This is a genomic window from Pseudomonas sp. NPDC089392 (assembly GCF_044749595.1).
Classification (GTDB): Bacteria; Pseudomonadota; Gammaproteobacteria; order Pseudomonadales; family Pseudomonadaceae; genus Aquipseudomonas.
Window position 1 is genome coordinate 133,080 of the sequence record NZ_JBIVIF010000012.1, and the last position, 9,185, is coordinate 142,264.

General features: G+C 63.4%; 7 protein-coding genes and 1 pseudogene. 3 read left to right on the forward strand and 5 right to left on the reverse strand.

Features of this window, described 5'->3' with window-relative positions:
• The first annotated feature begins 160 nt into the window (after positions 1–160).
• A complete protein-coding gene (locus ACIP1G_RS13565) occupies positions 161–1,573 on the forward strand; it encodes a purine-cytosine permease family protein (RefSeq protein WP_400737669.1) in 1,413 nt (470 codons plus the stop codon).
• 108 nt (positions 1,574–1,681) lie between these two features.
• On the opposite strand, the pseudogene ACIP1G_RS13570 reads toward ACIP1G_RS13565, so the two are convergent.
• The 5 genes and pseudogenes from ACIP1G_RS13570 to glnT form a co-directional block, all read right to left on the reverse strand.
• A pseudogene (locus tag ACIP1G_RS13570) lies at positions 1,682–2,290 on the reverse strand (hypothetical protein); the annotation flags it as partial.
• 174 nt (positions 2,291–2,464) lie between these two features.
• Positions 2,465–3,790 (reverse strand): FMN-binding glutamate synthase family protein, encoded by a 1,326-nt coding sequence (locus tag ACIP1G_RS13575; RefSeq protein ID WP_051094862.1) that lies wholly within the window; start codon positions 3,788–3,790, stop codon positions 2,465–2,467.
• Between the two features lie 15 nt (positions 3,791–3,805).
• Positions 3,806–4,480: a protein glxC gene (locus ACIP1G_RS13580; RefSeq protein ID WP_400737672.1), complete on the reverse strand. Its 675-nt coding sequence runs from the start codon at positions 4,478–4,480 to the stop codon at positions 3,806–3,808.
• Positions 4,481–4,507: 27 nt separating this feature from the next.
• Positions 4,508–5,413: a glutamine amidotransferase family protein gene (locus tag ACIP1G_RS13585; protein ID WP_400737675.1), complete on the reverse strand. Its 906-nt coding sequence runs from the start codon at positions 5,411–5,413 to the stop codon at positions 4,508–4,510.
• Positions 5,414–5,479: 66 nt separating this feature from the next.
• Positions 5,480–6,814 carry a type III glutamate--ammonia ligase gene (gene glnT / locus ACIP1G_RS13590; RefSeq protein WP_400737678.1) on the reverse strand — a complete coding sequence of 445 codons (1,335 nt, stop codon included), beginning with the start codon at positions 6,812–6,814 and terminating at the stop codon, positions 5,480–5,482.
• A 392-nt stretch (positions 6,815–7,206) separates the two neighbouring features.
• Here glnT and ACIP1G_RS13595 point away from each other — a divergent pair, with 392 nt between their 5' ends.
• A complete protein-coding gene (locus ACIP1G_RS13595) occupies positions 7,207–7,800 on the forward strand; it encodes a helix-turn-helix domain-containing protein (protein WP_400737681.1) in 594 nt (197 codons plus the stop codon).
• A gap of 293 nt (positions 7,801–8,093) precedes the next feature.
• Positions 8,094–9,023 (forward strand): DMT family transporter, encoded by a 930-nt coding sequence (locus ACIP1G_RS13600; protein ID WP_400737684.1) that lies wholly within the window; start codon positions 8,094–8,096, stop codon positions 9,021–9,023.
• Positions 9,024–9,185 lie beyond the last annotated feature (162 nt).

A 9,185-nucleotide genomic window follows, 5' to 3' on the forward strand; every position in this document is an offset into this window, starting at 1 on the left:
AGCTTTTGTCAGCCTTAGGTTTTTTAAGGCCTATGGGTACATATTTACTAATTTCTCGTTATCCCCGCGCCCCGCATCATCACTCCAACAAGAACGCGTCGCCCTTCGCCGGCACGCCCCCGGGCAGCTCCCGATGCCCTACCTTGCCTTGGAGTCAGTCATGACCAGTGCAGCCAATTCGGCACCCCTGATAGAAAAACACACGATCGGCTATGTGCCCCCGCAAGACCGCCATGGAAAGGTAAGGGATCTGTTCACACTGTGGTTCGGCGGCAATATCGCGCCGCTGCCCATCGTCACTGGCGCGCTGGGCGTGCAGCTGTTCCACCTGAATCTGGTGTGGGGCATCGTCGCCATCCTGGTCGGCCACCTGGTCGGCGGCGTACTGATGGCGCTGCACTCGGCCCAGGGCCCGCAAATGGGCATCCCGCAGATGATCCAGAGCCGCGCCCAGTTCGGCACCCTCGGCGCGCTGCTGGTGGTGGTGATTGCCGGCGTCATGTACATCGGCTTCTTTGCCTCCAACATCGTCCTCGCCGGCAAGTCACTGCATGGCGTGGTCGACACCGTGCCGGTACCGGTGGGCATCGTCATTGGCGCGTTGGGCTCGGGCATCATCGGCATCATCGGCTACCGCTTCATCCACGTACTCAACCGCATCGGCACCTGGGTGCTGGGTATCGGTATCGTGGTCGGTTTCGGCTACATCTTTACCCATGTACAGAGTGACGACTTCCTCACCCGCGGCGGCTTCAACCTGGCCGGCTGGCTGGCCACCGTGTCGCTGGCGGCGCTGTGGCAGATCGCCTTTGCGCCCTATGTGTCGGACTACTCGCGCTACCTGCCGGCGGATGTAAAAGTCAGCTCGACCTTCTGGACCACCTACCTCGGCTCGGCCCTGGGTTCGAGCCTGTCGTTCATCTTCGGCGCCGTGGCGGTACTGGCAATCCCTGCCGGCATGGACACCATGGACGCGGTCAAGCTGGCCACCGGCACCCTGGGCCCGATCATGCTGGTGCTGTTCCTGCTCAGCGTGATCAGTCACAACGCCCTCAACCTGTATGGTGCAGTGCTGTCGATCATCACCCTGGTGCAAACCTTCGCCTACCGCTGGATCCCTACTGCCAAGAGCCGTGCAGTGCTGTCGCTGGTCGTGCTGTCGGCCTGCTGCGTGGTGGCGGTGTTCGCCTCGGCAGACTTCATCGGCCACTTCGTCGATATGGTGCTGGTGCTGCTGGTGGTGCTGGTGCCGTGGACGGCAATCAACCTGATCGACTTCTATGCCATTCACAAGGGTGACTACGACATCCAGTCGATCTTCCAGGTCGATGGCGGTATCTACGGGCGTTACAACCCACAGGCGCTGATTGCCTACGCCGTGGGTATCGTGGTGCAAATCCCGTTCATGAACACCCCGCTGTATGTCGGGCCGATTTCCGAGTACATCAATGGCGCTGACCTGTCGTGGCTGGTGGGGTTGGCGGTGACTTCGCCGCTGTACTGGTGGCTGGCCAGCCGTGACAGCGCTTACCGTCGCCGGCAAATGAGTGCCAAGTTGGCCATGGGGCACTGATACAACCTGTACTGGCCTATTCGCGGGTGAACCCGCTCCTACGAGGATTTGCGTATCCCTGTAGGAGCGGGTTCACCCGCGAATAGGCCAGTACAGGCACTACATCAATCAGAGGTTGTAAGCCCGCTCATTGTGCTCCGCCAGGTCCAGCCCCTGCTCTTCCTCTTCCCGGCTGGCCCGCAGCCCGATGGTCAGCTTGATGGCCCCAAGAATCGCCCCGACCAACCCGGCCAGCGCGCCAGAAGCCGCCCCCAGCGCCGTCGGCCGGCCATGCATCACCTTCTCGGTCAGCAACCATCCCACAATCCCCGCACAGGCCGCCACCATGGTCGCCAGCATCACCACCCCAGCCCCCTGGTTGGCTGCCAGCCCGGAGCCGACGTTGAAGCCGAACCAGCCCACCCACAACAACCCCGCGCCCACCAAGGTAAAGCCGAGGTTGTGCGGCGGCATGGCCACCTGCGGATAACCCTTGCGCTTGCCCAGCATCAAAGCCGCAGCCAGAGCAGCCACGCCAGAGTTGATATGCACCGCAGTGCCGCCAGCAAAGTCCAGCACACCCCAGTTGACCGTCAATGCCCCTGGCCCGCCCCAAACCATGTTCGCGATCGGCGCATACACCAGCACGATCATCCAGGCGGTGTTGCCGGTGTCCAGGGTGGCTTCGGCGGCGTGGGCCTGGGAAGTCAGGGCTAACAACATTACAGCGAGGGTGAGGTGCTTCATGGAGTCACTCCTGTGTGAATGATGGGTGGCCCTTGGGGCTGCTTTGCTGCCCTTCGCGGGCACGCCCGCTCCCACAGGGGTTGCACAGCTCTCAAGCCCTGTGCTTTACCTGTGGGAGCGGGCGTGCCCGCGAAGGGCCGCAACACGGCCCCAATTACCAAAAACTCAGTACTGCGCCTGCCCCGGCACCCACGCGGTCCCCGCCAACGGCACCCGCGCCATCGCCGCGGCCTCCACGGTCAACGCCACCAAATCCTCCGGATCCAGGTTATGCAGGTGCGACTTGCCACACGCCCGCGCCATGGTCTGCGCCTCCAGCACCAACACCCGCAGGTAGTTGGCCAGGCGCCGGCCGGCTTCTTCCGGGTTCAGCCGCTTGGCCAGTTCCGGATCCTGGGTGGTAATCCCGGCCGGGTCGCGGCCGTTCTGCCAGTCGTCATAGAAACCCGCCGCCGAACCGATCTTCTTCAACTCGCTGTCCAGCCGCGGGTGGTTGTCGCCCAGGGCAATCAGCGCCGCCGTACCAATGGCCACCGCATCGGCACCCAGGGCCATGGCCTTTGCCACGTCGGCACCATTGCGGATACCCCCCGAAACAATCAGCTGCACCTTGCGGTGCATGCCCATTTCCTGCAGCGCCTGCACCGCCTGCGGGATGGCTGGCAAAATCGGGATGCCAACATGCTCGATGAACACTTCCTGGGTAGCCGCAGTACCGCCCTGCATGCCGTCGAGCACGATCACATCGGCACCGGCCTTCACTGCCAGCTTGACGTCGTAGTACGGGCGGCTGGCGCCGATCTTCACGTAGATCGGTTTTTCCCAGTCGGTGATTTCACGGATCTCGGCGATCTTGATTGCCAGGTCGTCCGGGCCAGTCCAGTCCGGGTGGCGGCAGGCGCTGCGCTGGTCGACGCCGATCGGCAAAGTGCGCATGCCAGCCACGCGCTCGGTCACCTTCATGCCCAGCAGCATGCCGCCACCGCCCGGCTTGGCGCCCTGGCCGAGGACGATCTCGATGGCATCGGCCTTGCGCAGGTCGTCGGGGTTCATGCCGTAGCGCGATGGCAGGTACTGGTACACCAGGTGCTGCGACTGGCCACGTTCTTCCGGGGTCATGCCACCGTCACCGGTGGTGGTGCTGGTGCCGGCGATGGTCGCACCACGGCCCAGCGCTTCCTTGGCGTTGGCCGACAACGCGCCGAAGCTCATGCCGGCGATGGTCACCGGGATCTTCAGGTGGATCGGCTTCTTGGCGAAGCGGGTGCCCAGCACCACGTCGGTACCGCATTTTTCGCGGTAGCCTTCCAGCGGGTAGCGCGACACGCTGGCGCCGAGCAGAAGCAAGTCATCGAAGTGCGGCACGCGGCGCTTGGTGCCGCCGCCACGTATGTCGTAGATGCCGGTTTCGGCAGCACGCTGGATTTCCTGGATAGTCAGACGATCGAAAGTGGCCGACTCACGCAGTACCGGGGGGAATTGTTCGCTCATGGGAGTGCTCCTGGATCAGTACGCGCTGGCGTTGTCGACTTTGAAGTTGTACAGCTGGCGGGCCGAGCCGTAGCGTTTGAAATCGGCGGCCTTATGATCGAGGCCGGCCTGGCTCAACAGTTCCTGCAGCTCTTGCAGGTGCTCGGCGCGCATCTCCTTCTCGATGCAGTCCGAGCCCAGCGACTGCACCGAGCCTTTGACGTAGATGCGCACCTCATACAGCGAGTCGCCCAGCGCATCGCCGGCGTCGCCGCACACCACCAGGCGCCCGGCCTGGCCCATGAAGCAGCTCATGTGGCCGATGCTGCCGCCGACCACGATGTCCACACCCTTCATGGAAATGCCGCAACGCGCACCGGCGTCACCCTCGATCACCAGCAGCCCGCCATGGGCGGTGGCGCCGGCGGCCTGCGAGGCGCTGCCCTTGACCCGTACCGAGCCGGACATCATGTTCTCGGCCACGCCCACACCGACGTTGCCGTGCACGGTGACGCTGGCCTGCTGGTTCATGCCGGCGCAGTAGTAGCCGGCATGACCTTCGATATCCACTGCCACGGCGGCGTTGATGCCCACGGCCAGGTTGTGCTTGCCGTCGGGGCGGGTCACCCGCCATTCGTGGTCCTGCACCTCACCGTGCAAGGACTGGTTGAGCACACGCACCGAAGTGCTGGAAAGGTCGATCGTCTTCATAAGGTTCTCCAGTGGTTCGGTGGCAGGTCAGGCGCTTTCGCGCTCCCAGACGTACAGGGTGGCGGGGGCCGGCTCCCAGACCTTGGCGTTCTCGATGCCCGGCAGGCTGGCCAGCGCCTGGTACTCCGAGGCCATGGCCACGTAGTCGTCGGTCTCGGCCAGCACCGCCGGCTTGCAGGCGATCGGGTCGCGGATCACGGCAAAGCCGTTGCGGGTGCCGATGGCAAAGGTGAAAAAGCCGTCCAGGTCTTCCAGCGCGCCATCCAGCGCCTGGGCCAGGCTGTCACCTTGCTGCAGGCGCCAGGTCAGGTAGCCGGCAGCCACCTCGGTGTCGTTGTCGGTTTCAAAGCTGATGCCTTCGCGCTTGAGCTCCTGGCGCAGGCGGAAGTGGTTGGACAGCGAGCCGTTGTGCACCAGGCACAGGTCGGCACCGGTAGAGAACGGGTGGCTGCCTTCCATGGTCACGGCGCTTTCGGTGGCCATGCGGGTATGGCCGATGATGTGGCTGCCCTTCATGCCGGCCAGGCCGAAGCGGCTGGAAATTTCCGCCGGCAGGCCCATGCCCTTGAGAATTTCGATGCTCTGCCCGGCACTCATGATGCGTACATCGGGGGCCAACTCGGCCAGCGCAGCGCGGGCGGCGGTTTCTTCGGTATGCACCTTGAGCACGGCGGCGCTGGCATTCTGGAACCAGTCCAGCGAGCAGCCCAGGCGCCCTTCCAGCTGGCCCATCAGGGTGGCCCAGGGGTAGTTGATGTCAGTGGCCTGCAGGGTCAGCTTGACCCAGCCATCGGCCACCTCATCGCCGTAGATGGCAAAACCGGCGCTGTCCGGGCCACGATCGGTCATGGCTTCGAGCATGGGTTCGAAGAGCTTGCCGAGCTGGGCTTCCAGCTCGGGCTTTTTCAGGTACAGACCTACGATTCCACACATGGTGATGCTCCTTCTAGGCAGTGGGTAGCCGCTGCTGTTGCCGCTACCCAGGGATAGGGTTGGCGGTCAGAAGAATTCGGTATAACGCTGGATTTCCCAGTCCGAGACGTGGCGGCAGTACTCCACCCACTCCATGCGCTTGAGCTTGATGAACTCGTCGACGATCTCGGCGCCCAGCACCTCGCGGAACAGCGGGTCGGCCTCCAGCGCGTCGGCGGCTTCCTTCAGCGACTGCGGCAGGGTCTTGATGCCGCGTGCGGCGATCTCTTCCAGGCTCAGGTTGTAGAGGTTCTCGTTGCACATCTCGCCCGGCTCCAGCTGGCGGTCGATGCCATCGAGGCCGGCGGCGATGATCGCGGCGGTGACCAGGTATGGGTTGCAGCCGGCGTCCGGCAGGCGGAACTCCAGGCGGCCATAGGGAATGCGCACCATCGCCGAGCGGTTGTTGGCGCCGTAGGCGACAAAGGCCGGGGCCCAGGTGGCGCCAGACAGCGAGCGCCCGACCACCAGGCGCTTGTACGAGTTGACCGTAGGCGCGGCGAAGGCGCACAGCGCCGGGCCATGGGCCAGCAGGCCGGCGGCAAAGTGGTAGGCCAGTTTCGACAGGCCCATGCCGCTGCTGTCGGACGGGTCGTGGAACAGGTTCTTGTTGGTGCTGCTGGCCAGCGACAGGTGGAAGTGCATGCCATTGCCCGCACGCTTGGGGTCGGGTTTGGGCATGAACGAGCAGATCATGCCCAGGTCATTGGCGATCTCACCGGCGGCCATGCGGAAGAAGGTGAAGCGGTCGGCCGACTCCATGGCGTCGCTGTAGGTGTAATTGATCTCGAACTGACCGTTGGCGTCTTCATGGTCGATCTGGTAGATGTCGAAACCAACCGGTTGCAGCGCCTCGGTCAAGCGTTCAAGGAACAGCCGCGAGCGCGACAGGCCTTTGTAGTCGTAGCACGGCTTGTCGAGGTTGTCGGAGGCGTCCACCAGTTGCAGCTTGCCGCCTTCGTCACGGCGAAACAGGCTGAATTCCGGCTCCAGGCCGGTGTTCAGGGTCCAGCCTTTATCGGCCAGGCGTTGCACCTGCTGCTGCAACACGTAGCGGCTGTCGTAGGGCCAGGGCTGGCCGTTGACATGGCCCACGCATACCACCCGGCCGTAACCTGGCTGCCAGGGCACCGGAAGCAAGGTGGACAGGTCGCCACGGGCCATGAAGTCGGGGCCGTGCGGTTCCATGCCCATGCCGCAGATGGCGAACCCGGCAAAACCGGCGCCCTCCTCGGCCACCATCTTCAGGCCCGAGACCGGCACCGATTTGGTTTTCGCCGCGCCATGGATATCGACGAACTGTGCCAGTACGTACTTGATACCGTGCTGGTCGAGGGTGCGCTGGGTTTCTGCTGGCAACATGGGTTGAACACTCCTGGGTAAGGGGCAATGATTCCGCACGAGAAACTTACTTTCCTCACAGGAATGCAATGCGCTTGCCAACTTTGTTCAAGGCGATGGCCTTGTGTTGCCTGTGCAGGTCTCTTCGCGGCTAAAGCCGCTCCTACAAAGGCCGGTACAAAGACCGGTGAAAGGGCGCTGCCCCCCTCATTTTCTGGGGGCAGAGGGCAATGTAGGAGCGGGTTCACCCGCGAAGAGGCCGGCACAGACAACCCAAAACCCCGGCAGGTTTTTATGCTCTATTTATGGGAAACTTGTTTTCACCTGAGGAAAGAAGCGGCCACCGCAGCTGCATTTCGCACTTTCCCAGTGCGAAATCTTTATTCTTGAACTGAAACCGTGCAGGACATTCGATGTCGACCGAAACCGAACCGCGCCTTCGCCTGGAGCAGTACCTGGGCCTGCAGATCAAGCGCCAGCGCCATGCCCAGTCCCTCAAGCTCGCCGATGTGGCACGCATCGCCGGCATCAGCCAGGGCATGCTGAGCAAGATCGAGAACGCCCAGGTGTCCACCAGCCTCGACACCCTCAGCCGCCTGTGCGACGTGCTGGGCATGCCGATGGCCAAGCTGTTCAGCCAATATGACCAGCCCGACGGCAACGCCCTGTTGGTAAAGGCCGGTGAAGGACTGGAAGTGGTGCGCCGCGGGACCGAGAAGGGCCACACCTACCACTTGCTCAATCACGCCAGGGGGCCAAAGAAAAACTTCGAGGCGTACATGGTGAGCATGGACGACGCCAGCGAAGAGTTTCCGACCTTCGCCCACCCCGGCACCGAGTTCCTCCATTTGCTGGAGGGCGAACTGGTGTACCGCCACGGCAACCAGCTCTATCACATGCAGGCCGGCGACAGCCTTACCTTCGACGGCGAAACCCCGCACGGGCCGGAACAACTGGTGCAGGTGCCGATCCGGCTGCTGTCGATCATGAACTACGGCGACGAATAACGCGGCGCAGCAAGGCAACAAGCGATGTCGCGATCAGACAAGCACACGGCGCCCGCGATCGGCTGAAAACCATGTATACAAAGATAATACACACATCGACCAGCCCCGCGCCGTGGGCTGGTCGACGTGGTAACCGCGAGTAAAACAGCCTCGCTTCACAATTCCAACGCTGTGGCGCCTTTTTGCACCGGGCAGTTCGTCCGGGCTCATAACGATAAAACTCCCAGTATTAGAGACCCGCGTCGCGCAGCCGGGAGTGCATGCGCGCGCCACATTGTGAAGACTTGACTGCCATGATCGCGACTTCAATCCCCGTAGCCGGAGCTAGCACCGGCCACCGTAACGCCCTGTGCGTTGCCCACATCGCCGCTGTGCTGTTCGGCCTGACCGGTATCCTCGGTCACCTGATCGAAGCCGACGCCAGCATCATCACCTTCGGCCGCGCCACCTTCGCCTTCATCGCCCTGGGCTTCGTCGCCGGGCTTAAAGGCACCCGCCTGCTCGATGCGCTGACCTTGCGCAACCTGCCAGTACTGGGCCTGACCGGCGCTCTGCTGGCTACCCACTGGGTGACCTTCTTCATTGCCGTCAAGGTCGGTGGCGTGGCCGTGGCCACGTTGGGCTTTGCCAGCTTCCCGGCGTTCATCGCCATGATCGAGCGTGGCGTGTTCGGCCAGCGTATCGGTGCTGTGCAAGGTTTGCTGTTGCTGATGGTCACGGCCGGCCTGGTGCTGGTGGTTCCCACCTTCGATCTGCTCGACAAAGGCACCGTCGGCCTGCTCTGGGGCCTCGGTTCGGGCCTGGCGTTCGCCCTGCTGACCGTGGCCAACCGCCGCAATGCATCGAGCATGAATGCCATGCAGGTGGCGTTCTGGCAGAACGTGGTGGTGGCTGCGCTGGTGGCGCCGTTCGCCTTCACTCACCTGGGCAATACCAGCCTGGGGGGCAGTGACTGGGTCAACCTGGCGCTGCTGGGGGTGTTCTGCACCGGGCTGTCGCAGTTCCTGTTCGTCAAGAGCCTGGAAGGGCTGGAAGCGCGTACCGCCGGTATGATCATTGCGCTGGAGCCGGTGTACGCGATCATCGGGGCTTGGTGGTTGTTTGGTGATCAGCCGAGCCTGCGCATGGCGGCGGGGGCTGCGTTGATCGTGCTGGCGACAATTCTGGCCGCAGCACGCAAGGCGCCGGCCGAGCAAGGCGATACCAGCCGCTGCGCGCATTGACCTGGCTGAACGTGACCGAATGTGGGGGAGGCCGGGTGAGGGCTTCCAGGTGCATGGCTTGGGATTTAGGTTGATGCACAGATCGAGCGCCGCCCGCGCGGCGCTTCGCAGCACAAGGCTGCTCCTACATCTGTTTCGGGCCAGTTATTCCTGTGCCAGGTG

Coding starts and splice junctions, on each gene's coding strand:
- ACIP1G_RS13565 (WP_400737669.1), top strand. CDS start 161: ATGACCAGTGCAGCCAATTCGGCACCCCTGATAGAAAAACACACGATC.
- ACIP1G_RS13575 (WP_051094862.1), bottom strand. CDS start 3,790: ATGAGCGAACAATTCCCCCCGGTACTGCGTGAGTCGGCCACTTTCGAT.
- ACIP1G_RS13580 (WP_400737672.1), bottom strand. CDS start 4,480: ATGAAGACGATCGACCTTTCCAGCACTTCGGTGCGTGTGCTCAACCAG.
- ACIP1G_RS13585 (WP_400737675.1), bottom strand. CDS start 5,413: ATGTGTGGAATCGTAGGTCTGTACCTGAAAAAGCCCGAGCTGGAAGCC.
- glnT (WP_400737678.1), bottom strand. CDS start 6,814: ATGTTGCCAGCAGAAACCCAGCGCACCCTCGACCAGCACGGTATCAAG.
- ACIP1G_RS13595 (WP_400737681.1), top strand. CDS start 7,207: ATGTCGACCGAAACCGAACCGCGCCTTCGCCTGGAGCAGTACCTGGGC.
- ACIP1G_RS13600 (WP_400737684.1), top strand. CDS start 8,094: ATGATCGCGACTTCAATCCCCGTAGCCGGAGCTAGCACCGGCCACCGT.